This is a genomic window from Serratia nematodiphila DZ0503SBS1 (assembly GCF_000738675.1).
Taxonomy (GTDB): domain Bacteria; phylum Pseudomonadota; class Gammaproteobacteria; order Enterobacterales; family Enterobacteriaceae; genus Serratia; species Serratia nematodiphila.
This window is the reverse complement of sequence record NZ_JPUX01000001.1, coordinates 125,904-149,989: the sequence shown is the minus strand read 5'-3', so window position 1 is coordinate 149,989 and position 24,086 is coordinate 125,904. Positions and strand designations below refer to the sequence as shown.

18 protein-coding genes, 1 tRNA gene and 3 rRNA genes are annotated in these 24,086 nt (G+C 57.0%); 13 read left to right on the top strand and 9 right to left on the bottom strand.

Annotated elements, in window-relative coordinates; genetic code table 11:
- Positions 1 to 18 precede the first annotated feature (18 nt).
- Complete coding sequence (gene rbsK / locus JL05_RS00660) at positions 19 to 945, top strand: ribokinase (RefSeq protein WP_033631377.1); 927 nt, start codon at positions 19 to 21, stop codon at positions 943 to 945.
- Positions 946 to 949: 4 nt separating this feature from the next.
- On the top strand, positions 950 to 1,951 hold the full coding sequence (gene rbsR, locus JL05_RS00655; protein ID WP_033631375.1) for a ribose operon transcriptional repressor RbsR: 1,002 nt from the start codon (positions 950 to 952) through the stop codon (positions 1,949 to 1,951).
- Here the strand turns inward: rbsR and mdtD are convergent.
- Together mdtD and JL05_RS00645 are read right to left on the bottom strand one after the other, a co-directional pair.
- Complete coding sequence (gene mdtD / locus JL05_RS00650; protein WP_015379462.1) at positions 1,948 to 3,363, bottom strand: multidrug transporter subunit MdtD; 1,416 nt, start codon at positions 3,361 to 3,363, stop codon at positions 1,948 to 1,950. The two genes, rbsR and mdtD, sit on opposite strands and share 4 nt — an antisense overlap.
- Positions 3,364 to 3,430: 67 nt before the next feature.
- Positions 3,431 to 4,120, bottom strand: coding sequence for a FadR/GntR family transcriptional regulator (locus tag JL05_RS00645; RefSeq protein WP_004933751.1), 690 nt, complete (start codon positions 4,118 to 4,120; stop codon positions 3,431 to 3,433).
- A 475-nt stretch (positions 4,121 to 4,595) separates the two neighbouring features.
- On the opposite strand from JL05_RS00645, the gene JL05_RS00640 reads away from it, so the two are divergent.
- The 4 genes from JL05_RS00640 to rrf all read left to right on the top strand — a co-directional run bounded on the left by JL05_RS00640 (position 4,596) and on the right by rrf (position 9,667).
- Positions 4,596 to 6,137, top strand: a 16S ribosomal RNA gene (locus JL05_RS00640).
- Positions 6,138 to 6,225: 88 nt separating this feature from the next.
- Positions 6,226 to 6,301: transfer RNA gene (locus tag JL05_RS00635), tRNA-Glu, on the top strand.
- A gap of 239 nt (positions 6,302 to 6,540) precedes the next feature.
- Positions 6,541 to 9,448 (top strand): 23S ribosomal RNA (locus JL05_RS00630).
- Positions 9,449 to 9,551: 103 nt separating this feature from the next.
- A 5S ribosomal RNA gene (gene rrf, locus JL05_RS00625) occupies positions 9,552 to 9,667 on the top strand.
- Together the 16S, 23S and 5S rRNA genes with 1 tRNA gene alongside form the textbook arrangement of a ribosomal RNA operon.
- 72 nt (positions 9,668 to 9,739) lie before the next feature.
- Here the strand turns inward: rrf and mobB are convergent.
- Positions 9,740 to 10,258 (bottom strand): molybdopterin-guanine dinucleotide biosynthesis protein MobB, encoded by a 519-nt coding sequence (mobB, locus tag JL05_RS00620; RefSeq protein WP_033631374.1) that lies wholly within the window; start codon positions 10,256 to 10,258, stop codon positions 9,740 to 9,742.
- On the bottom strand, positions 10,255 to 10,845 hold the full coding sequence (gene mobA / locus JL05_RS00615) for a molybdenum cofactor guanylyltransferase MobA (protein ID WP_033631373.1): 591 nt from the start codon (positions 10,843 to 10,845) through the stop codon (positions 10,255 to 10,257). The genes mobB and mobA overlap by 4 nt, the downstream gene beginning before the upstream one ends.
- Positions 10,846 to 10,993: 148 nt before the next feature.
- Here mobA and JL05_RS00610 point away from each other — a divergent pair, with 148 nt between their 5' ends.
- The 3 genes from JL05_RS00610 (at position 10,994) to dsbA (ending at position 13,001) form a co-directional block, all read left to right on the top strand.
- Positions 10,994 to 11,263, top strand: a complete 270-nt coding sequence (locus JL05_RS00610; protein WP_004931268.1) for a YihD family protein — start codon at positions 10,994 to 10,996, stop codon at positions 11,261 to 11,263.
- A 98-nt stretch (positions 11,264 to 11,361) separates the two neighbouring features.
- Positions 11,362 to 12,348, top strand: a complete 987-nt coding sequence (locus tag JL05_RS00605; protein ID WP_033631372.1) for a serine/threonine protein kinase — start codon at positions 11,362 to 11,364, stop codon at positions 12,346 to 12,348.
- A gap of 29 nt (positions 12,349 to 12,377) precedes the next feature.
- Complete coding sequence (gene dsbA / locus JL05_RS00600; protein ID WP_004931264.1) at positions 12,378 to 13,001, top strand: thiol:disulfide interchange protein DsbA; 624 nt, start codon at positions 12,378 to 12,380, stop codon at positions 12,999 to 13,001.
- A 42-nt stretch (positions 13,002 to 13,043) separates the two neighbouring features.
- Here the strand turns inward: dsbA and yihG are convergent, their stop codons facing one another.
- On the bottom strand, positions 13,044 to 13,940 hold the full coding sequence (yihG, locus tag JL05_RS00595; RefSeq protein WP_015379457.1) for a 1-acylglycerol-3-phosphate O-acyltransferase, YihG family: 897 nt from the start codon (positions 13,938 to 13,940) through the stop codon (positions 13,044 to 13,046).
- A 497-nt stretch (positions 13,941 to 14,437) separates the two neighbouring features.
- On the opposite strand from yihG, the gene polA reads away from it, so the two are divergent.
- Positions 14,438 to 17,236 (top strand): DNA polymerase I, encoded by a 2,799-nt coding sequence (gene polA, locus JL05_RS00590; protein WP_033631371.1) that lies wholly within the window; start codon positions 14,438 to 14,440, stop codon positions 17,234 to 17,236.
- Between the two features lie 191 nt (positions 17,237 to 17,427).
- The gene (gene spfP, locus JL05_RS25910) at positions 17,428 to 17,475 is read left to right on the top strand and encodes a small protein SpfP (protein ID WP_071892919.1); all 48 of its coding nucleotides are present in this window, start codon (positions 17,428 to 17,430) and stop codon (positions 17,473 to 17,475) included.
- A gap of 278 nt (positions 17,476 to 17,753) precedes the next feature.
- On the opposite strand, the gene yihA is transcribed toward spfP, so the two are convergent.
- Positions 17,754 to 18,398, bottom strand: coding sequence for a ribosome biogenesis GTP-binding protein YihA/YsxC (yihA, locus tag JL05_RS00585; RefSeq protein ID WP_004931258.1), 645 nt, complete (start codon positions 18,396 to 18,398; stop codon positions 17,754 to 17,756).
- 734 nt (positions 18,399 to 19,132) lie between these two features.
- On the opposite strand from yihA, the gene yihI reads away from it, so the two are divergent.
- Together yihI and hemN are read left to right on the top strand one after the other, a co-directional pair.
- Positions 19,133 to 19,675 carry a Der GTPase-activating protein YihI gene (yihI, locus tag JL05_RS00575; RefSeq protein ID WP_015379455.1) on the top strand — a complete coding sequence of 181 codons (543 nt, stop codon included), beginning with the start codon at positions 19,133 to 19,135 and terminating at the stop codon, positions 19,673 to 19,675.
- Between the two features lie 182 nt (positions 19,676 to 19,857).
- Complete coding sequence (gene hemN, locus JL05_RS00570) at positions 19,858 to 21,231, top strand: oxygen-independent coproporphyrinogen III oxidase (protein ID WP_033631368.1); 1,374 nt, start codon at positions 19,858 to 19,860, stop codon at positions 21,229 to 21,231.
- A gap of 34 nt (positions 21,232 to 21,265) precedes the next feature.
- On the opposite strand, the gene JL05_RS25245 is transcribed toward hemN, so the two are convergent.
- The 3 genes from JL05_RS25245 to glnL all read right to left on the bottom strand — a co-directional run bounded on the left by JL05_RS25245 (position 21,266) and on the right by glnL (position 23,971).
- Entirely contained in the window at positions 21,266 to 21,388 is a 123-nt protein-coding gene (locus JL05_RS25245; RefSeq protein WP_015379453.1) for a YshB family small membrane protein, read from the bottom strand.
- Positions 21,389 to 21,500: 112 nt separating this feature from the next.
- On the bottom strand, positions 21,501 to 22,913 hold the full coding sequence (glnG, locus tag JL05_RS00565; protein ID WP_033631367.1) for a nitrogen regulation protein NR(I): 1,413 nt from the start codon (positions 22,911 to 22,913) through the stop codon (positions 21,501 to 21,503).
- Positions 22,914 to 22,921: 8 nt separating this feature from the next.
- On the bottom strand, positions 22,922 to 23,971 hold the full coding sequence (gene glnL, locus JL05_RS00560; protein WP_004931246.1) for a nitrogen regulation protein NR(II): 1,050 nt from the start codon (positions 23,969 to 23,971) through the stop codon (positions 22,922 to 22,924).
- Positions 23,972 to 24,086 lie beyond the last annotated feature (115 nt).

The window sequence follows — 24,086 nt, the reverse complement described above, 5'->3', positions numbered from 1 at the left end:
AATTCAGGAATCAATGCGATGGAAACAGGTAAGCTGGTGGTTCTGGGCAGCATCAATGCCGACCATATCCTCAATATTGAACAATTCCCTCACCCGGGCGAAACGGTGATCGGGAAACAGTATAAGGTGGCGTTTGGCGGCAAAGGCGCGAATCAGGCGGTGGCGGCCGGGCGCAGCGGGGCGGATATCGCCTTTATCGCCTGCGTAGGCGCCGACGATATCGGCGAGCGTATCCGCCGGCAGCTGGCGAGCGATCGCATTGATACTCAACCGATTGAAGCCATCGCCGACAGCACCACCGGCGTGGCGCTGATCTTCGTCAACGCCGAGGGCGAGAACGTGATCGGCATCTATGCCGGCGCCAACGCCGCGGTGACGCCGGATTACCTGGCGCGCTACCAACAAAAAGTGATCGACGCCGATGCCCTGCTGATGCAGCTGGAGTCGCCGCTGGAGACGGTGATCGCCGCCGCCCGCCTGGCGAAGCAACATCAAACGCAGGTGATCCTCAACCCGGCCCCGGCGCGCGAGCTGCCGGACGAGCTGCTGGGCATGATCGATATGATCACCCCGAATGAAACCGAAGCGCAGCGCCTGACCGGCATCGCCGTGGACAACGACGCCGATGCGGCGCGGGCGGCGCAGGCGCTGCACGACAAAGGCATCGCGACGGTGATCATCACCCTCGGTAGCCGCGGCGTGTGGCTGAGCGAAAACGGCAACGGCAAACTGGTGCCTGGCTTCAAGGTGCAAGCGGTGGACACCATCGCCGCCGGCGATACCTTTAACGGTGCGCTGGTGACCGCCCTGTTGGAAGGCAACAGCATGGCCGACGCGGTGCGTTTCGCCCATGCGGCGGCGGCGATCGCCGTAACCCGCCCCGGCGCGCAGCCTTCGGTGCCGTGGCGCGAAGAGATCGACACCTTCTTGCAGCAGCAGGGGTGATCCTTTGGCCACCATGAAAGATGTCGCTCGCCTGGCGGGCGTTTCAACCTCGACTGTTTCGCATGTGGTCAACAACAATCGCTTTGTCAGCGACAGCGTGCGCGACAAGGTCATGGCGGCCGTGGAACAGTTGAACTATGCGCCTTCCGCGCTGGCGCGCAGCCTGAAGCTTAATCAAACCCGCACCATCGGCATGCTGGTGACCGCCAGCAACAACCCGTTTTATGCCGAAGTGGTGCGCGGCGTGGAGCGCAGCTGCTATGAACGTGGCTACAGTCTGATCCTGTGCAATACCGAAGAAGACGCCGCGCGCATGAACCGCAGCATGGAGACACTGCTGCAAAAGCGCGTCGACGGTTTGCTGTTGATGTGCACCGAAAACCACCGGCCATCGCAAGATGCCCTGAGCCGCTACCCGTCATTGCCGATCGTGATGATGGACTGGGCGCCGTTCGAGGGTGCCAACGATATTATTCAGGATAACTCGCTGCTGGGCGGCGAGATGGCGACCGATCATCTGATCGCCCGCGGCTACCGCAAGATCGCCTGCATCGCCGGCCCGCAGGATAAAACCACCGCCCGTCACCGGCTGGAAGGCTATCGCAACGCGATGCGTCGCGCCGGATTACCGGTTCCGACAGGGTATGAAGTGCATTGCGACTTTGAGTTTGAGGGCGGCGTGAGCGCCATGCGCCAACTGCTGGCGCTGGAAGAGCCGCCGCATGCGGTGTTCGCCGGCAACGACGCGGTGGCGGTAGGCGTTTATCAGGCGCTGTATCAGGCCGGGCTTTCCGTGCCGCAGGATATGGCGGTGATGGGGTACGATGATATTGAGCTGGCGCGTTATCTGGCGCCGCCGCTGAGCACCATTCATCAACCGAAGGATTCGCTGGGCGAGCTGGCGATCGATGCGCTGATCAACCGCCTGCAAAACCCGGAGCGCGCTCCCCAGGTGCTGGTGCTGACGCCCGAGCTGGTGGAACGCGCTTCGGTGGGCCGCCGTTAACTGGCCGCCTTCGCTTCTTTCTTGCTTTCCTGGCCGCTGATCAAATTGCGGCCATCTTTCCTTCTCAGCAACATAAACACCAGCGCCGACGCCACGGTGACGATCCCCATGGTGATAAAGGTGTAATGGAAGTGGTCGATCATGGTGCCTAACGACAGGGATTCGTAAAAACGCAGCACCGCCGCGCTGATCGCCACGCCGAAGCTGATGGACAGCTGTTGGGTGACCGCCAGGACGCTGTTGCCGGCGCTGGCGTTGGCGTCGTTCAAATCCGCCAGGCTGATGGTGTTCATGGCGGTGAACTGGGTGGACATCGCCATGCCCAGCACGAACAGCGGCAGGATCATCAGCCACAGCGGCATGCCCGGGCTTTGCAGGGCAAACTGGGCGATCAGCACCCCGATGATAACGGTGATGCCGACCAGCGTTTTGCGGTAGCCAAACCAGCGCAGCACCTGAGTGACGGTGGATTTCGCCATCAGTGAGCCGATGGCGGTTGGCGCCATCATGCAACCGGCGACGATCGCCGTGTAGCCGAAGCCCACCTGCAGCATGAGCGGCATTAAAAACGGCACGCAGCCGGTGCCCAACCTGGAAGCGACGTTGCCGGCGATGCCGACCGAGAAGGTGCGGGTTTTGAACAGGTCGAGACCGATCAGCGGCTGAGGATGACGGCGGGCGTGCGCGATGTAGCCGAACAGCATCACGAAACCGCTGAGCAGAATACCCAACGAAACGTAGCTGGCCAGCACCCGCTCGCCAAACAGCTCCAGCCCGGTAGAGATCAGCACCAGACTCAGGCCGAACAGCATAAAACCGAGGAAATCGAAGCGGCGTTTGGGCGTGGTGAAGTCCGGCATGTATTTGCGTGCATAGAAGATGCCGAGCAGACCGATAGGGATATTGATCAGGAAAATCCAGTGCCAGGTGGCGTAGGTTACCAGCCAGCCGCCCAGCAGCGGCCCGAGAATCGGCCCGACCAGGCCGGGCATGGTGACGAAGTTCAGCACCGGCAGCAGTTCGCTGCGCGGGTAGGCGCGCAGCAGCGCCAATCGCGCGACCGGCATCATCATCGCGCCGCCGATGCCCTGCAGCACGCGAGAGGCGACCAGCACGCTCAACGTAGGAGACAAGGCGCACAGCAGCGAACCGAGGGTGAATAACGTGACGGCGAAGATGAACACGCGCCGGGTGCCGAAGCGATCCGCCAGCCAGCCGCTGACCGGGATCAGCATCGCCACCGTCAGCGTGTAGCTGATGACGGCCGATTGCATCGCCAGCGGCGAACGCCCCAGGCTTTGGGCGATCGCCGGCAGCGCGGTGTTGAGGATAGTGGCGTCCAGCGCCTGCATAAAGAACGCCATTGCGGCGATCCACGGTAGTCCTGCCATACTGCGCGCGGATTGGGTCATGGTCGGTCCTGGTTAAATGGTCGTCTGTCCCTCGTCTCTTTCTTCTATATATAAGCGGGGAGCGTGTCTAGTCTTTCTCTTTCAGCAGCACCTGGCAGGCGACAAGCGCGCCGGCGCTGTCTCCGGCGAGTATCGCATCGACGATAGCCTGATGATGGCGCAGCTTGATCACTTCATTGCCGGTGATGGCGCGGAAGTAGCTTTGGTACACCGAACTGAACAGGTTGGCGAACGAGGTCAGGAACGGGTTGCCGCTGGCCTCGTAGATAAGCTGGTGGAATTGGGTATCGACCTGGATCCAACGCTCGCGATCAAACTGGGTATGCAGCGCGCGCATTTCCGCCATCAGCCCCGCCAGCAACTTGGTTTGCTGCGGGCTGGCGTGGTTTGCCGCCAACGCGCAGGCCTGCGGCTCCAGCGAGGTGCGCAAGATAAGGAAGTGTTGCATCACCTGATCGAAGTTTTCCCGCGTCATCCACCAGGTCAGTAAATCTTGATCGAGGAAATTCCATTGGCTTTGCGGCATCACGCGGGTGCCAATGCGCGGGCGCGGCAACAACATGCCTTTGGCGGCTAACATCTTTACCGCTTCGCGCACCGCGGTGCGGCTGACGCCGAATTGCTCGCCCAGTTCCATTTCACCAGGCAGGATGCTGCCGGCCTGATAATCGCCTGCCAGAATTTGTTGGCCGAGTTTTTCTGCAAGCAGATAAGAAAGATTGCGTTGGGCGGCCTGTTGTTGTGCATTTAACGGCATGGCTGCGGGTCCTTACTGACATCGTTATTTCTATTTTACTCCAGTGATCGCCAGCTTTTATGGCTGTTTGCCTGAAAAAGTGACATTAATTCGCCGCTTTTTTGCCCTTTTGTTGAAAAAAACCGCGCTTGAAAAGTTTTTTGCAATTAGGGGTTGCGGCCTGCCGAGAACTCCCTATAATGCGCCTCCACTGACCGGGAACAACGACTGACAAGCCGCCGGGTCAGCGAGAAGAAAGCGAAACAAACGCTTGACTCTCCGGGCGAAAAGCGTAGTATACGCAGCCCGCGCCGATGAGTTTCTCGGCACTGCTCTTTAACAATTTATCAGACAATCTGTGTGGGCACTCCACAAGACGATATCCAGCATCTTCGGATGCAAAAAAATATCAAGTCTTGAAGAGTGACTAACTGAAGTAAAATTCATGCAGTAAATCTTTGAGCATCGCTTCTCGAGTGGAAGCACATCAAGCTTTTAATTGAAGAGTTTGATCATGGCTCAGATTGAACGCTGGCGGCAGGCTTAACACATGCAAGTCGAGCGGTAGCACAGGGGAGCTTGCTCCCCGGGTGACGAGCGGCGGACGGGTGAGTAATGTCTGGGAAACTGCCTGATGGAGGGGGATAACTACTGGAAACGGTAGCTAATACCGCATAACGTTGCAAGACCAAAGAGGGGGACCTTCGGGCCTCTTGCCATCAGATGTGCCCAGATGGGATTAGCTAGTAGGTGGGGTAATGGCTCACCTAGGCGACGATCCCTAGCTGGTCTGAGAGGATGACCAGCCACACTGGAACTGAGACACGGTCCAGACTCCTACGGGAGGCAGCAGTGGGGAATATTGCACAATGGGCGCAAGCCTGATGCAGCCATGCCGCGTGTGTGAAGAAGGCCTTCGGGTTGTAAAGCACTTTCAGCGAGGAGGAAGGTGGTGAACTTAATACGTTCATCAATTGACGTTACTCGCAGAAGAAGCACCGGCTAACTCCGTGCCAGCAGCCGCGGTAATACGGAGGGTGCAAGCGTTAATCGGAATTACTGGGCGTAAAGCGCACGCAGGCGGTTTGTTAAGTCAGATGTGAAATCCCCGGGCTCAACCTGGGAACTGCATTTGAAACTGGCAAGCTAGAGTCTCGTAGAGGGGGGTAGAATTCCAGGTGTAGCGGTGAAATGCGTAGAGATCTGGAGGAATACCGGTGGCGAAGGCGGCCCCCTGGACGAAGACTGACGCTCAGGTGCGAAAGCGTGGGGAGCAAACAGGATTAGATACCCTGGTAGTCCACGCTGTAAACGATGTCGATTTGGAGGTTGTGCCCTTGAGGCGTGGCTTCCGGAGCTAACGCGTTAAATCGACCGCCTGGGGAGTACGGCCGCAAGGTTAAAACTCAAATGAATTGACGGGGGCCCGCACAAGCGGTGGAGCATGTGGTTTAATTCGATGCAACGCGAAGAACCTTACCTACTCTTGACATCCAGAGAACTTTCCAGAGATGGATTGGTGCCTTCGGGAACTCTGAGACAGGTGCTGCATGGCTGTCGTCAGCTCGTGTTGTGAAATGTTGGGTTAAGTCCCGCAACGAGCGCAACCCTTATCCTTTGTTGCCAGCGGTTCGGCCGGGAACTCAAAGGAGACTGCCAGTGATAAACTGGAGGAAGGTGGGGATGACGTCAAGTCATCATGGCCCTTACGAGTAGGGCTACACACGTGCTACAATGGCGTATACAAAGAGAAGCGACCTCGCGAGAGCAAGCGGACCTCATAAAGTACGTCGTAGTCCGGATTGGAGTCTGCAACTCGACTCCATGAAGTCGGAATCGCTAGTAATCGTAGATCAGAATGCTACGGTGAATACGTTCCCGGGCCTTGTACACACCGCCCGTCACACCATGGGAGTGGGTTGCAAAAGAAGTAGGTAGCTTAACCTTCGGGAGGGCGCTTACCACTTTGTGATTCATGACTGGGGTGAAGTCGTAACAAGGTAACCGTAGGGGAACCTGCGGTTGGATCACCTCCTTACCTAAAGATATTGCTTCGAGTGGCGTGCTCACACAGATTGTCTGATGAAAAAGTAACGAGCAAAAGCGTCATAAAAGTACGGTGTCGTGTCCCCTTCGTCTAGAGGCCTAGGACACCGCCCTTTCACGGCGGTAACAGGGGTTCGAATCCCCTAGGGGACGCCAAGCTTCCGACCCACCCGGTGAAAGCGGCGGTCCAAAGTATCTGACGATACACCATATCTTAAAGATGACTTCCGAGTCATGTTTAAGATATTGCTCTTTAACAATCTGGAACAAGCTGAAAATTGAAACATGACGGCTGAAATTTGTCCCTCCGTAGAAGTATTGGGATAAAGAGTAACCTGTCATAGAGTCTCTCAAATGTTTGCAGCGCGAACGATGGAAACATCTTCGGGTTGTGAGGTTAAGTGACTAAGCGTACACGGTGGATGCCTAGGCAGTCAGAGGCGATGAAGGGCGTGCTAATCTGCGAAAAGCGTCGGTAAGGTGATATGAACCGTTATAACCGGCGATACCCGAATGGGGAAACCCAGTGTGTTTCGACACACTATCATGTCATGAATACATAGTGGCATGAGGCGAACCGGGGGAACTGAAACATCTAAGTACCCCGAGGAAAAGAAATCAACCGAGATTCCCCCAGTAGCGGCGAGCGAACGGGGAGGAGCCCAGAACCTGAATCGGCTTGTGTGTTAGTGGAAGCGTCTGGAAAGTCGCGCAGCAAAGGGTGATAGCCCCGTACACTAAAATGCACAGGTCGTGAGTTCGATGAGTAGGGCGGGACACGTGACATCCTGTCTGAATATGGGGGGACCATCCTCCAAGGCTAAATACTCCTGACTGACCGATAGTGAACCAGTACCGTGAGGGAAAGGCGAAAAGAACCCCGGCGAGGGGAGTGAAATAGAACCTGAAACCGTGTACGTACAAGCAGTGGGAGCACCTTCGTGGTGTGACTGCGTACCTTTTGTATAATGGGTCAGCGACTTATATTTTGTAGCAAGGTTAACCGTATAGGGGAGCCGTAGGGAAACCGAGTCTTAACTGGGCGACTAGTTGCAAGGTATAGACCCGAAACCCGGTGATCTAGCCATGGGCAGGTTGAAGGTTGGGTAACACTAACTGGAGGACCGAACCGACTAATGTTGAAAAATTAGCGGATGACTTGTGGCTGGGGGTGAAAGGCCAATCAAACCGGGAGATAGCTGGTTCTCCCCGAAAGCTATTTAGGTAGCGCCTCGTGAACTCATCTTCGGGGGTAGAGCACTGTTTCGGCTAGGGGGCCATCCCGGCTTACCAAACCGATGCAAACTCCGAATACCGAAGAATGTTATCACGGGAGACACACGGCGGGTGCTAACGTCCGTCGTGAAGAGGGAAACAACCCAGACCGCCAGCTAAGGTCCCAAAGTCATGGTTAAGTGGGAAACGATGTGGGAAGGCATAGACAGCCAGGATGTTGGCTTAGAAGCAGCCATCATTTAAAGAAAGCGTAATAGCTCACTGGTCGAGTCGGCCTGCGCGGAAGATGTAACGGGGCTAAACCATGCACCGAAGCTGCGGCAGCGACGCTTAGGCGTTGTTGGGTAGGGGAGCGTTCTGTAAGCCGTTGAAGGTGGCCTGTGAGGGTTGCTGGAGGTATCAGAAGTGCGAATGCTGACATAAGTAACGATAAAGCGGGTGAAAAGCCCGCTCGCCGGAAGACCAAGGGTTCCTGTCCAACGTTAATCGGGGCAGGGTGAGTCGACCCCTAAGGCGAGGCTGAAAAGCGTAGTCGATGGGAAACAGGTTAATATTCCTGTACTTGGTGTTACTGCGAAGGGGGGACGGAGAAGGCTAGGCTGGCCGGGCGACGGTTGTCCCGGTTTAAGCGTGTAGGGGGTGTGACCTGGTAAATCCGGTTGCATGTTAACCCTGAGGCGTGATGACGATGCACTACGGTGCAGAAGTAGTTGATGCCCTGCTTCCAGGAAAATCCTCTAAGCTCCAGGTAACATTAAATCGTACCCCAAACCGACACAGGTGGTCAGGTAGAGAATACCAAGGCGCTTGAGAGAACTCGGGTGAAGGAACTAGGCAAAATGGTGCCGTAACTTCGGGAGAAGGCACGCTGGCATGTAGGTGAAGTCCCTTGCGGATGGAGCTGAAGCCAGTCGAAGATACCAGCTGGCTGCAACTGTTTAATAAAAACACAGCACTGTGCAAACACGAAAGTGGACGTATACGGTGTGACGCCTGCCCGGTGCTGGAAGGTTAATTGATGGGGTCAGCCGCAAGGCGAAGCTCTTGATCGAAGCCCCAGTAAACGGCGGCCGTAACTATAACGGTCCTAAGGTAGCGAAATTCCTTGTCGGGTAAGTTCCGACCTGCACGAATGGCGTAATGATGGCCAGGCTGTCTCCACCCGAGACTCAGTGAAATTGAACTCGCTGTGAAGATGCAGTGTACCCGCGGCAAGACGGAAAGACCCCGTGAACCTTTACTATAGCTTGACACTGAACATTGAGCCTTGATGTGTAGGATAGGTGGGAGGCTTTGAAGCGTGGACGCCAGTCTGCGTGGAGCCATCCTTGAAATACCACCCTTTAATGTTTGATGTTCTAACTCGGCCCCGTGATCCGGGGTGAGGACAGTGTCTGGTGGGTAGTTTGACTGGGGCGGTCTCCTCCCAAAGAGTAACGGAGGAGCACGAAGGTTAGCTAATCACGGTCGGACATCGTGAGGTTAGTGCAAAGGCATAAGCTAGCTTGACTGCGAGAGTGACGGCTCGAGCAGGTACGAAAGTAGGTCTTAGTGATCCGGTGGTTCTGAATGGAAGGGCCATCGCTCAACGGATAAAAGGTACTCCGGGGATAACAGGCTGATACCGCCCAAGAGTTCATATCGACGGCGGTGTTTGGCACCTCGATGTCGGCTCATCACATCCTGGGGCTGAAGTAGGTCCCAAGGGTATGGCTGTTCGCCATTTAAAGTGGTACGCGAGCTGGGTTTAGAACGTCGTGAGACAGTTCGGTCCCTATCTGCCGTGGGCGTTGGAAGATTGAGAGGGGTTGCTCCTAGTACGAGAGGACCGGAGTGAACGCACCACTGGTGTTCGGGTTGTCATGCCAATGGCATTGCCCGGTAGCTAAGTGCGGAAAAGATAAGCGCTGAAAGCATCTAAGCGCGAAACTTGCCTCAAGATGAGTCTTCCCTGGGCCTTCAAGGCCCCTGAAGGAACGTTTAAGACTAAGACGTTGATAGGCTGGGTGTGTAAGTGCAGCGATGCATTGAGCTAACCAGTACTAATGATCCGTGAGGCTTAACCTTACAACACCGAAGGTGTTTTGGTGAGACCGAGACAATATTCAGCTTGTTGACAGATTGGATTGACAGGCTTCAGCGATGAAGCGGGTTGATCAAAACGAATTTGCCTGGCGGCAATAGCGCGGTGGTCCCACCTGACCCCATGCCGAACTCAGAAGTGAAACGCCGTAGCGCCGATGGTAGTGTGGGGTCTCCCCATGCGAGAGTAGGACACTGCCAGGCATCAAATAAAGCCGAAAGCCCTGAACTGACGTTCAGGGCTTTTTGCTATGTGCAATACGTAAAAAAGCGCAGCTACGCTGCGCCTTTCAACCACTCGACAATAAAGTCGGCGATGCTTTCCGGTTGATTGAGATCCAGCTGCTTAGCTGAGATGGATAGTGGTCGGTCGCTGGCTACCGCCACGACAAACTGATCCAACATGTCTTCCAACGGTTTGCCGATCTCGGCCCGATAAAGCAGGATTTTGCTGACCGGCTCATGTTTAAACCCTTCAACAAGAATTAAATCGATCTTATCGGCATCAAAACGCTCAGCCAGATAGCGCAGATCCAAAGGTTGTTGCTCCGGCGTTTCGGTCATTAATGCCCAGCGGCGATCGCTGGCGACCAGCGTTTGCTCGGCGCCCGCTTTACGCAGCTCATAGCTGTCCTTACCTGGCGTATCCACATCCATATCGTGATGCGTATGTTTGATCAGTCCAATCCTTACCTGGCGTTGTTTCAGCAACGGGATTAGCTGTTTGAGCAGGGTGTTTTTTCCCGTACCGCTGTAGGCGCCGATGGCCAGCAAGGGGGGCAATGAACGATTCATTTCTTTAGCTCTCGTGTTTGCTGCCAATGTAGGCAGTCTTCCGGCGTATTCAGGTTATGAAATGCCGTTTGCTGCCCGCTGAACACTACGCGTTGTGCGCCAATTTGATGCAAGAACAGCATCAGCTTGCGTTCACCGCGCGCCAGGTAGTCGGCCAGCTGCGGCGCTAGTTGGGTATGCAATAACGCCAGCGTAGGGTGATCTCGCTCGCCATCACTGGCAAAGGCCGCCGGCGCTGCGCCTTTTTGCCGCCAGAGTTGTGCCACTAAGTCAGCGGGAAAGTCGGGGACGTCACAAGGGACGAAGGCCACCCATTCGTTGGAAGATTGCTTGAGCCCGGCCAGCATACCGGCCAACGGCCCGGCGAAATCGGGCGTCAGATCGCCAATCACCGGCAAACCGCTCGCCTGGTAACATGCCTGATTGCGATTGGCGCTGATGACGATGGAAGCCACCTGCGGCCGTAACCGAGCCAATATGTGTTGATAGAGTGCGATACCACCAATCGACACCAGGCCTTTGTCTTCACCGCCCATACGCGTGGCCCGTCCACCGGCCAAAATGACGCCGCTGATTTCTTTATGCATCTCGTTTATCCCGCCTTGTCGATGGGCTGATTGTAGCGCTAAAGCAGGCGTGACATCAGGATTTACCTTTATTGACAAGCCGGTTCTTTCACTGTGTGGGTAAGCCTGTTACTTTGTGAGTTTATTCATGCTATTGGACGATATTGAGATGAAAACGCATCGCGTAAACGAGTTGATCGAGCTGTTGCACCCTGCCTGGCAGGAAGATCCCGATCTCAATTTGATGCAGTTTTTGCAAAAGCTGGCGAAGGAAGCGGGCTTCCAGGGCGAGTTGTCCGAACTGAGCGACGATATTCTCATTTATCACCTGAAAATGCGCGGTAGTGCCGGCACGGATCAGATCCCGGGTCTGAAGAAAGATTACGAAGAAGATTTTAAAACGGCGCTGCTGCGCGCTCGCGGCGTTATCAAGGACTGATCCTCGTGCGGTGCGAGGAAGCATAGCGCGTGAAATGCGCCATTAATGCTACTATTTCTCATTCCCGGCACCGTGCTGTCAGCGATCAAACGAACGTTATGAATAACTCTGCTTTTAATTTCGAAACCCTGTCGCCCGATTTGATTATGGACGCGCTAGAAGGAGTTGGCCTGCGCGTCGATTCCGGCCTCACGGCGCTGAACAGTTACGAGAACCGCGTCTATCAGTTTATGGACGAAGATCGCCGGCGCTACGTGGTGAAGTTTTACCGCCCGGAGCGCTGGAGCGCCGCACAGATCGGTGAGGAACATCAGTTCGCTCTGGATCTGGCCGGCGCAGAGATCCCGGCGGTGGCGCCGTTGGCGTTGCAAGGCGCTACGCTGCATACGCACGGCGGCTTTTTCTTTGCCCTGTTCCCCAGCGTGGGGGGCCGGCAATACGAGATAGACAATCTGGATCAGTTGGAATGGGTGGGCCGTTTTCTGGGGCGTATCCACCAGGTCGGCGGTGAGCGTTTGTTCGCTGAGCGGCCAACGATGGGGATTGAAGAGTACCTCACCGCCCCGCGTCAGGTGCTGGCCGATTGCGAGCTGCTACCGGCAACGCAGCGTGACGCGTTCCTGCAGGCGACGGATAATCTGATTGCGGCGATCAAGTCGCACTGGCATCTGAACTGGCAGCCGCGCCGTTTGCACGGTGATTGCCATCCGGGCAATATTCTGTGGCGCGATGGCCCGCTGTTCGTCGATCTTGATGACGCGCGCAACGGCCCGGCAGTGCAGGATCTGTGGATGTTGCTGCACGGCGAACGTCGCGATCAACTGATGCAGCTGGATGTCTTGCTGGAGGCGTATAGCGAATTTGCCGAGTTCGATCAGCGCGAGCTGGCGTTGATTGAACCACTGCGGGCGATGCGCATGGTGTATTACCTGGCCTGGGTCGCTCGCCGCTGGCAGGATCCGGCCTTCCCTAAGAGTTTTCCGTGGATGGCGGAGTCTGATTTCTGGTTGTCTCAGACTGCGGCCTTCACCGAACAGGTTAAGCTGTTGCAGGAGCCCCCTCTGCAGCTGACGCCAATGTATTGAAGCTTTAACACAATGGAGAGTTTAGTCTTATGAAAAAAATATGGTTGGCGCTCGTTGGCATGGTAATGGCATTCAGTGCCTCGGCGGCACAGTTTAGCGATGGCGCTCAGTATGTGACTCTGGACAAACCGGTGACCGGCGAGCCGCAGGTGTTGGAGTTCTTCTCCTTCTACTGCCCGCACTGCTACCAGTTCGAGCAGGTCTATCATGTGTCTGAGAACGTAAAGAAAGCGCTGCCTGCCGGCACCAAAATGACCAAGTACCACGTGGAGTTCCTGGGGCCGTTGGGCAAACAGCTGACTCAGGCGTGGGCGGTGGCGATGGCGCTGGGCGTGGAAGACAAGGTGAGCCCGCTGATGTTTGAAGCGGTGCAGAAAACCCAGACCGTGCAAACGCCGGACGATATCCGCAACGTCTTCGTGAAAGCGGGCGTGACCGCCGCAGATTATGACGCGGCCTGGAACAGCTTCGTGGTGAAATCTCTGGTGGTTCAACAGGAGAAAGCCGCAGAAGATCTGCAGCTGCGCGGCGTGCCGGCGGTATTCGTCAACGGCAAATACATGGTGAAAAACGATGGCCTGGACACCAGCTCGATGGACGCTTACGTGAAGCAGTTCGCCGATGTGGTTAAATTCCTCAGCCAGCAGAAATAAGCCTGATTCAACATGAAAAACGCCGGCATCGCCGGCGTTTTTTTATCCGTATTGCCGCTTCAATTTATCCAGCAACCGGTCTTTTTCCTGCCACAGCGTATTCAGCCACAGCTGGAAGCGCCGCTTGAACTGTTTGTCGTTGAAGTAGTCGCCGTGCAGGGTTTCATCGATCGGCAGCGTCTCTATTCTCACCACGATACGCGTCAGCCGCCCACACAGCATATCCATAAAAGGCCGCTGGTTATTTTCCGGATAGAGCAGAGTAACGTTCAACACTTTGTCGAACTGATTGCCCAGCGCGCTAAGGGTAAACGCGATGCCGGCGGCTTTAGGCGCCAGCAAATTGCGATACGGCGAATTGCTTTTAATTTTCTTGGCTTCAGTGAAGCGCGAACCCTCGACGAAATTGACGATGGTGGTTGGGCGCTGGCGGAATTTTTCGCAGGAACGGCGCGTCGTTTCGATATCCTTGCCGCGTTTTTCCGGGTGCTTGAGCAAATAGGCGCGGGAATAACGCTTCATGAATGGCATATCCAGCGCCCAGCAGGCCAGGCCGACAAAAGGCACCCAGGCGAGCTGTTGCTTGAGGAAATACTTATTCATTGGAATATGATTTCTGAACAGCACGCATAACACAACAATGTCCGACCAGCTTTCGTGGTTGCTGATCAGCAGATACCAGTTTTTGCGATCCAACCCTTCCAGCCCTTCAATATCCCAACGCAATTGCCCGTTAATGCGCAATAACAACGCCAGCCCTTGGCACCAACACCACATCATGAAATCGGCGAAAGCCGAGATATATCGCCAGACGGCGGGAATGGGCACCAGGAGTTTCACGATGCCGGCCAGCGTGATGGGGATGGAGCACAACACCGTCACCAGAATGGTAAGTATGACGGAAATGATAAAGATAACAGGCGTTAACAATCTTGGCATGATTATGGGCTGACGGTTGTTGGGAACATCGTTGCATGCCAAAGCGCATGAACAAAAACGCATTTTAACAGAAATCGCCGGGGTAAAGCGCCGCTAAAAATCACTGTTTTTCGTCTCGATGGATAACCATTTGCTGAGTTTTCGTGCAACTTGTCCAGCTTGTGCTATGGTAATTGAGGCGCCGAATTTGATTAATAGTGCGATTAAAATCCGGCGAAAGTTATATCCACAAATTCAATAAATGCCAGTAATAAAGCATCGCCGGAATTCGTTCTTTTAACGCGGTGATTTAAATAGGAATTTTATTCGCCGTTATAACGATAATCGCAGCGTTATAATTCGGTCTCTTTTCTATGCACAAAGTTATCCACAGGTAAGATCTTGCGGATCCTCGCACACAATCACATCATTTTCGTCCGCAATGCACGCTAAGGTTCGTCTCCGGCGGCCAGCTATGGCATGCTTACCCCTATGTCCGATCACGATAAAGAAACGCTATGGCCCAGATTGCAGAAAACCCACTAATCCTGGTTGACGGTTCCTCCTACCTCTACCGCGCTTATCACGCCTTCCCGCCGCTGACCAACTCGGCGGGCGAGCCGACCGGCGCGATGTACGGCGTGCTGAATATGCTGCGCAGCCTGCTGCTGCAGTATCAACCGAGCCACGTTGCCGTGGTGTTTGATGCCAAAGGGAAGACCTTCCGCGATGATCTCTTCGCTGAATACAAATCACACCGGCCGCCGATGCCGGACGATCTGCGCGCGCAGATCGAGCCGCTGCACAGCATGGTCAAAGCGATGGGCCTGCCGCTGCTGGTGACACCCGGCGTTGAGGCGGACGACGTTATCGGTACGCTGGCGCTGGAGGCCGAAAAGGCCGGCCATGCGGTGCTGATCAGCACCGGCGACAAAGACATGGCGCAGCTGGTGACGCCGAACGTCACCCTGATCAACACCATGAACAACACGATCCTCGGCCCGCAGGAAGTGTGCGACAAGTACGGCATTCCGCCGGAGTTGATCATCGACTTCCTGGCGCTGATGGGCGATTCATCGGACAACATTCCCGGCGTGCCGGGCGTGGGCGAGAAAACCGCCCAGGCGTTGCTGCAGGGGATCGGCGGGCTGGATGCGCTGTACGGCAATCTGGAGAACATCGCCACGCTGAGCTTCCGCGGCGCCAAAACCATGGCGGCCAAGCTGGAGCAGAACAAAGAGGTCGCGTACCTCTCCTATAAGCTGGCGACGATCAAAACCGACGTCGAACTGGATCTGACCTGCGCGGACCTGACGGTCTCCGAGCCGGATGTCGATACGCTGCAACAGCTGTTCAAACAGTACGAGTTCAAACGCTGGCTGGCGGACGTGGAAGCCGGCGTCTGGCTGGAAAACAAGAAAGGCGCGGGCGCGAAAGCTGCCGGCGTCGCCAAACCGGCAGCCGCCGTGGAAGCGCCGAAAGCCTTGGCGGAAGCCAAGCTGTCCCAGGACGGGTATGTCACTATCCTGGATGAAGCGACCTTTACCGACTGGCTGGCGCGGCTGAAAAAGGCCGACGTGTTTGCCTTCGATACCGAAACCGACGGTCTGGATACCCTGACCGCCAACCTGATCGGCCTGTCCTTCGCGGTCGCGCCGGGCGAAGCGGCTTATTTGCCGGTGGCGCACGATTACCTGGATGCGCCGGCGCAGCTGGATCGCGCTTACGTGCTGGAGGCGCTCAAGCCGCTGCTGGAAGACGAGAAGGCGCTCAAGGTCGGGCAAAACCTGAAGTTCGACATGAGCCTGCTGGCGCGCTACGGCATCGAGATGCGCGGCATCGCCTACGACACCATGCTGGAGTCCTATGTGCTGGACAGCGTCGGCGGCCGTCACGATATGGACAGCCTGGCCGATCGTTATCTGGGCCACAAAACCATCACCTTCGAAGAGATCGCCGGCAAGGGCAAAAACCAGCTGACGTTCAATCAGATCGCGCTGGAGCAGGCGGCGCCTTACGCCGCCGAAGACGCCGATGTCACGCTGCAGCTGCACCTGGCGATGTGGCCGCAGCTGAAACAGAGCGCGGAACTGCTGACGGTATTCAATGAGATTGAAATGCCGCTGCTGCCGGTGCTGTCGCATATCGAACGCACCGGGGTGCTGATCGATCCGGCCATTTTGTCGGCCCACTCCCAGGAGTTGGCCAAGCGTCTGGCAGAGTTGGAGGCGCAGGCCCACGAGCTGGCGGAAGAGCCGTTCAACCTGGCGTCGACCAAGCAGCTGCAGGCGATCCTGTACGAAAAGCAAAAGCTGCCGGTGCTGAAGAAAACCCCGGGCGGGGCGCCGTCCACCAACGAAGAGGTGCTGGCCGAGCTGGCGCTGGACTACCCGCTGCCGAAGGTGATCCTGGAATACCGCGGCTTGGCGAAACTGAAGACCACCTATACCGACAAGCTGCCGTTGATGATCAATCCGGTCAGCGGGCGGGTGCATACCTCGTACCATCAGGCGGTGACCGCCACCGGCCGCCTCTCCTCGAGCGATCCGAACCTGCAGAACATCCCGGTGCGCAACGAAGAAGGGCGGCGCATTCGCCAGGCCTTTATTGCGCCGGAAGGCTACCGCATCGTCGCGGCCGACTACTCGCAGATCGAGCTGCGCATCATGGCGCATCTGTCACAGGATGAGGGGCTGCTGAAGGCCTTTGCCGAAGGGAAAGACATTCACCGCGCCACGGCGTCGGAAGTTTTCGGCGTGCCGTTGGATAAAGTGACCGGCGAGCAGCGCCGCAGCGCCAAGGCGATTAACTTCGGTTTGATTTACGGCATGAGCGCCTTCGGCCTGGCGCGTCAGTTGGGGATCCCGCGTGGGGAAGCCCAGCGCTATATGGATCTCTACTTCGAGCGTTACCCGGGCGTGCTGGATTACATGGAGCGCACCCGTCAGCAGGCTTCCGAGCAGGGCTATGTCAGCACGCTGGACGGCCGCCGTCTGTATCTGCCGGACGTCCGCTCCAGCAACGCCATGCGCCGCAAGGCGGCCGAGCGCGCCGCCATCAACGCCCCGATGCAGGGCACGGCAGCCGATATCATCAAGCGTGCGATGATCGAGGTCGACGCCTGGCTGCAAGGGCAGGAGAAGCCGTTGGTGCGCGCGATCATGCAGGTGCACGATGAATTGGTGTTCGAGGTGCATGAATCGGTGATCGAAGAAGCCAGCCAGCGCATCCGCCAACTGATGGAAGGCAGCATGGCCCTGGCGGTGCCGCTGAAGGTCGATGTGGGCGTCGGCATGAACTGGGATGAAGCGCACTGATCGCCGGGTTATCGCCGTATGCGCTAACTGGCGAGAAGCTAAGCACTTTTCGTAATTAAGCTACAAGATGCGGCGATAGTTTCCCCAACTTCGCCGTTCTTGCGCCGCAAATTGTGTAAGTAAACTACAAAAAATTCTTTTTCCCTGCGAAAAAATGATGTAGAGTTACAGGCGTAGGGTACAGAGGTAAGATGTTCTATCTTTCAGACCTTTTACTTCACGTAATCGGATTTGGCTGAATATTTAGCCGCCCCAGTCAGTATTGACTGGGGCGTTTTTTATTGTAAAAACAGCAGCAAACCATACGTTTTTCCTATCGCTCGGCCTCGCTTTTCATTTCAGCTTCCGCTCCCTCAATCCGCGTAATTCGGCGAGACAAGCCCGTTTTGGCAATAAGTCTTTATGATGGCTTTATTTCAAAAGTGTAATTAGATAACAAAAAATCCCGCCTGCGGCCGATCTGCGGGCATAAAAAAGCCGATGCGGTAAGACATCGGCTCAAACGTGCGATCAGGGCTTATTCGCCGATGTCCTCTTCCGGCAGCACTTCCGGCGGGATCTCGTTAAACCAGGTGTCCAGCTTCTGGCGCAGCTTGTCGACGCCGATCTTTTTCAGCGATGAGAAGGCTTCGACCTGGATATCCCCCATAAACGGCAGCACCGCTTCACGCACCATGTTGAGCTGTGCCTTGCGTGCGCCGGAGGCCAGCTTGTCGGCCTTGGTCAGCAACACCAGCACCGGCGTGCCGACGTCGACCGCCCACTGGATCATCTGCTGGTCGAGATCTTTCAGCGGATGGCGGATATCCATCAGCACCACCAGCCCTTTCAGGCTGTTGCGCATCTGCAGGTATTCGCCCAGCGCGCGTTGCCATTTGCGCTTCATTTCTTCCGGCACTTCGGCGTAGCCATAACCCGGCAGGTCGACCAGACGAATGCCGTCTTCCACTTCGAACAGGTTGATCAGCTGGGTGCGCCCCGGCGTCTTACTGGTGCGCGCCAGGCTTTTTTGGTTGGTCAGCGTATTCAGCGCGCTGGATTTACCGGCGTTGGAACGGCCGGCAAAGGCGACTTCAATTCCTGCATCCCCCGGAAGATGGCGAATATCGGGTGCGCTGGTGACGAAATGGGTCACATGATAGTTGTAGTTCTTGCTGGTCAAAATTTTTCGTCTCCGTGAGGATGGCTAACTGGTTGGCGATTATAACTGCATCAGCGGTAAAAATGGCGTGTTTCTCCGTTTTTAAGCGGCGGGGCGCGATAAAACGACAGTTAAGCCGACCGTACGTTGTGAGACATTTGCCATTCGAATCGCGGGTAATGTCGCTTTATTCGAAAGTGATATTTCTATTTTTATTTTAAAAACAACATGTTGTTTTTTCGTTGTGTGGAAATGTCAGTCAAATCGGCGTCAGGTGCCTTGAGCCTTCGCAACAATAACGTAAAGTACTCGTTAACGCAGGGTTGCGCAGGATTAGGGAACATCCGGGAAGGATGACAAATCTCAGGGAATGCACAGGGCGTGCAATGAGTGCCAGGATGAACGCAAAAGGAAGTGACCCTTTCGCACCGGAATAGGCGGCAGGCACATCGGATGGTGAAGTATCGGCAGTTTGGATGCCCGCAGGAAGCGCGCTCGGGAAGAGCGGATGCGAATGGATTGCGCCATGGACGATTTTCCTTTCAGGATGAAGGACGTAGTGGCAGGGAATGCGGTTATAGCAGAAGGAAAAACCGGGATGTTGCATGTACGCAAGGAGCGCGTAACAGGAATACCCTTCGCAAGAAGGTGCGAAATAGGCGGCAGGTTTAACCTGCCGCCTTTTTTCTTTGTCCGCTTTCTGCTAGATTCCGCCGCAATTCTATACTGAATCTACATACCTAAGAGCACACGCTATGAACCAGCCATCAAAAGCACCTCGCGGCAGCGCGGCGAAGTCAAAAACGAAAAAGAAAAGCCGTATGGAGCTCGATCAGGAAGCGCGCGAGCGCAAACGCCTGAAAAAGCGCCGCGGCCACGCTTCCGGTTCACGCACTCAGGTCGAGTCCGGCAGCCAGAAAAACAAATCGGCGGCGGAAGCCAAAGATCCGCGTATCGGCAGTAAAGTGCCGGTTGCGCTGGTGGTCGACGAAACCAAAGTGAAGGCCAAACCGCAGCCGAAGCCAAAGGCCGAAGCGAAACCGCGTCTGTCGCCGGAAGAAGAGCTGGCGAAGCTGGAAAATGACGAACGCCTGAACGCGCTGCTGGATCGCATCGACGATGGCGAAACGCTGAACGCGCAAGAGCAGGCGTATGTCGACAAGACGCTGGATCGTATCGATGTGCTGATGGACGTGCTGGGCATCGAGCTGGGCGATGAAGACGACGAAGAAGAAGAAGAGAAGCAGGAAGATATTCTGAAGCTGCTGAAAGGCGGTAACCCGAAGGACGCCTTTTAACGCGCCATGTGGCTGATCCCGACAATAGCCCTACTCTTGATGTGTTATCTGCTGTGGTTATTCGGTAAACTATGGCGGCTGTCTAAGCGCAAAGCGCGTTTTCGCAGCGCTTCCGTGGCCAGACAGCGCAGACAACCGCCTCTCTCCCGGCCCGGTAGAAAAAGATATCGGAAGGAGTGAGCATGTCAGAGCAGACGATTGTCTGGGATTTGGCCCTGATCCAAAAATATAACTACTCAGGGCCGCGTTATACCTCATACCCCACGGCGCTCGAGTTTAACCAGCGCTACGACGAAGCGGCGTTTCAACGCGCCGCGGTGCGCTACCCTGAGCGCCCGCTGTCGCTGTATGTGCATATCCCTTTCTGCCATAAGCTGTGCTACTTCTGCGGCTGCAACAAGCTGGTGACGCGCCAGACGCACAAGGCCGACGAATACCTGAACGTTTTGGCGCAAGAGATCGCCAGCCGTGCGCCGCTGTTCGCCGGCCGCAAGGTTGGCCAGATGCACTGGGGCGGCGGTACGCCAACCTATCTGGATAAAGCGCAAATCAGCCGGCTGGTGGCGGTGCTGCGCGAACATTTTGATTTTCTGCCCGATGCGGAGATGTCGATCGAAGTCGATCCGCGCGAGATAGCGCTGGATGTGCTCGATCATTTACGCGCCGAAGGCTTTAACCGTTTGAGCATGGGGGTGCAGGATTTCAACAAGCAGGTGCAGCAGTTGGTCAACCGCGAGCAGGATGAAGCCTTCATTTTCGCCCTGATCGAGCGGGCCAAAGCGCTGGGCTTCCGCTCGACCAATATCGATCTGATCTACGGCCTGCCGAAACAGACGCCGGAAAGCTTCGCCTTCACCCTGCAGCGGGTGGCTGAACTGAATCCCGATCGCCTCAGCGTGTTCAACTACGCGCATATGCCGAATTTATTCGCCGCCCAGCGCAAAATCAAAGACGCCGATCTGCCCAGCGCGCAGCAGAAGCTGGATATCCTGCAGCAGAGCATCGCGTTCCTGACTGACGCCGGCTATCAGTTCATCGGTATGGATCACTTTGCACGCCCGGACGATGAGCTGGCGATTGCGCAACGCGAAGGCAAGCTGCACCGCAATTTCCAGGGCTACACCACCCAGGGCGACAGCGATCTGCTGGGGTTGGGTGTGTCGGCCATCAGCATGCTCGGCGACAGCTATGCGCAGAATCAGAAAGAGCTGAAGCATTACTATGAGAGCGTACCGGCGCAGGGCAACGCCCTGTGGCGCGGGCTGGCGCTGACGGACGACGATTGCCTGCGGCGCGATCTGATCAAAACCCTGATCTGCAACTTCCGGTTGGCGTATCAGCCGCTCGAACGGCAATACGGCATCGATTTCACCGCTTACTTCGCCGAAGACCTGCAGCTGCTGGCGCCGTTTGAACGCGATGGGCTGGTGGAGCGCGACGAGCAGGGCATTCGCGTCACGCCGCGCGGGCGCTTGCTGATCCGCAATATTTGCATGTGCTTCGACCGCTATCTGCGGCAACAGGCGCGCAGCCAGCAGTTCTCTCGGGTGATCTGAGGATGAAAAAACAGCCGCTGATGCGGCTGTTTTTTTAACTGAAGAAGTTAATCAGCGCGGCGCACAACACCGCGGCGACCGCCGCCTGCGGGGTGTGGCTGGCGGCGGAGCCCAGCTCCGCGCCCTGAGAAATGAATACGATGAATGAGTCCAGCATCGTCAACCTCCAGAGTGTGCGACACGATCATACTGCGCCCGCGCCGGCTGTAAAGTCTGTGGTTGGCGTTTTTTTGTGCGCCGGACTGCGTTTTTCATCATCCACCCCGTTCCTATTCCATGCCCAGCTCTTTAAGCTTGCGGGTGAGGGTATTGCGCCCCCAGCCCAGCAGGCGCGCGGCTTCCTGTTTGTGCCCTTGGGTGTGGCGCAGGGCGGTGGTGAGCAGCGTGCGCTCCATTTCCGGCTGTGCTTCCGACAGCAGATTTTGATGACCGGAACGCAGCGCGCGATCGGCCCACTGCGCCAGCAGCGTGGCCCAACTGTCCGGCAGACTGTGGCTGGGGCTCTCCGGCACAGCGGTTTCGAACAGTTCACCCGGCAGATCCTGAATCAGCACCTCTTGCCCGGCGGCCATCACCGTCAGCCAGCGGCAGGTGTTCTCCAACTGGCGCACGTTGCCCGGCCAGGGCAGGCGGGTCAGCGCGGTTTCGGTTTCCGGATGCAGGTTCTTGGCCTCGACGCCCAGCTCCTTGGCGGCGATCTGCAGGAAGTGGCGCGCCAGCCGCGGGATGTCTTCACGGCGTTCGCGCAGCGGCGGCAGGTGTACGCGGATCACGTTCAGGCGGTGGAACAGATCCTCGCGGAACTTGCCTTCCTGTACCCGCAGCTCCAGGTTCTGGTGCGTGGCGGCGATGATGCGTACGTCGACCTTCACCGGCGCATAGCCGCCGACCCGGTAGAACTGGCCGTCCGCCAGCACCCGCAGCAGGCGCGTTTGCACGTCGAGCGGCATATCGCCGATCTCGTCGAGGAACAGCGTGCCGCCGTCGGCCTGTTCAAAGCGCCCCTGACGGATTTGGTTAGCGCCGGTGAAGGCGCCTTTCTCGTGGCCGAACAGCTCGGACTCGATCAGATCCTTGGGAATAGCGGCCATGTTCAGGGCGATGAACGGTGATTTGGCGCGCGGGCTGTGGCGGTGCAGCGCATGTGCCACCAGCTCTTTACCGGTGCCGGATTCGCCGTTGATCAGCACGCTGATCGACGAACGCGACAGCCGGCCGATGATGCGAAACACGTCCTGCATCGCCGGCGCTTCGCCGATGATGTCCGCCGCCGGATCGCTGGCCGGCTGGCTGCGCACCGGCTGCTGCTGCTCCTGATAATGGCTGATGGCGCGCTCGACCAGCGCCACCGCTTCGTCGATGTCGAACGGCTTCGGCAGGTAGTCGAAGGCCCCTTGCTGATAGGCGCTGACGGCGGCGTCCAAATCCGAATGCGCGGTCATGATGATCACCGGCAGCATCGGGTGGCGCTGTTTGATCTGCTTGAGCAGCGCCAGACCATCAATGCCCGGCATGCGGATATCGGACAGCAGCACGTCGGGGGTTTGCGTGGCCAAGGCTTCCAGCACGTCATTGCCGCCTTCGAAGGTGGCGCAGCTCAGGCCCGCGCCGGTGAGCGCGCGCTCAAGCACCCAGCGGATGGAGCTATCGTCATCGACGATCCAGACTATCCCTCGTTGCATTGCAAACCTCACTGACGAATGGGCAGGTAGACCGAGAATTCGGTATGACCTGGCCAACTGTTGAACTCAATTTTTCCGCAATGCTGATCGATCAGATTGCGGGCGATGGATAATCCCAGGCCGGTACCGCCTTCACGGCCGCTGACCATCGGGTAAAACAGCGTGTCCTGCAGCTGCGCCGGCACGCCGGGGCCGTCGTCTTCGACGTCAATGCGCGCCGCCAGGCGATAGCGGGTGCCGTGCAACGTTATCTGAAACGCGGTGCGGGTGCGCAGCGTGATGGTGCCGCCCGCCTCACCCAGCGCCTGCAGCGCATTGCGGGTGATGTTCAGCAGCACCTGTTCTATCTGATCCGGGTCGTGGGCCATTTCCGGCAGGCTCGGATCGTAGTCGCGCACCAGCGTGACGTTATCCGGCATTTCCAGCGACACCAGCTGGCAGACGCGCTCCGCGACCTGATGGATGCTCTGGGTGATGTGCTGGCCGGGCCGCTGCGGTCCGAGCAGGCGATCCACCAGATTGCGCAGCCGATCGGCCTGCTCAATGATCACCTTGGTGTATTCGGTCAGCGCCGGATCGGGCAGCGCCTTGGCCAGCAGCTGCGCCGCGCCGCGCAGGCCGCCCAGCGGGTTTTTAATTTCGTGCGCCAAACCGCGCACCAGATCGCGGGCCGCCACCTGTTGGGCATGCTGCAGCTGTTCCTGGCTCAGGCGGCGCTGATTGTCCATCGGCGCCAGTTCGACCAGGATATAGCCTTCCGGCAGCGCCTGAGCGGTCAGGGAAAGGATATGCGCGCGGCCGTCGACCACCAGAGTCACTTCGTTGTCGGTGAAGCCCTGCCCGGCGCGCAGGCTTTCGCGCATCAAAGAGACGTTCAGCGAAAAATAACCGAGCAAATCGGGCAGCGGCGTGCCGAACAGCTTGCGGGAGCTTTGCGCCAGCAGCTGCTGTGCCGCCGGGTTGGCGTAGTGAACCGCCAGAGAGTCATCCAACAGCAGGATGCTGTTGATGAGTGAATTGAGGATCTGCCCAGCATCGGGCAGCTTGCCAGTTGCCATACAGCAGACTCCTGCACCTTTTTAGTGCATCTATCCTACTCCATCCGGGATCGACACGGTATGGAATAGTTTTGCAGAAAATACGGTGGAGAAAAAAACCCATCCGAAGATGGGC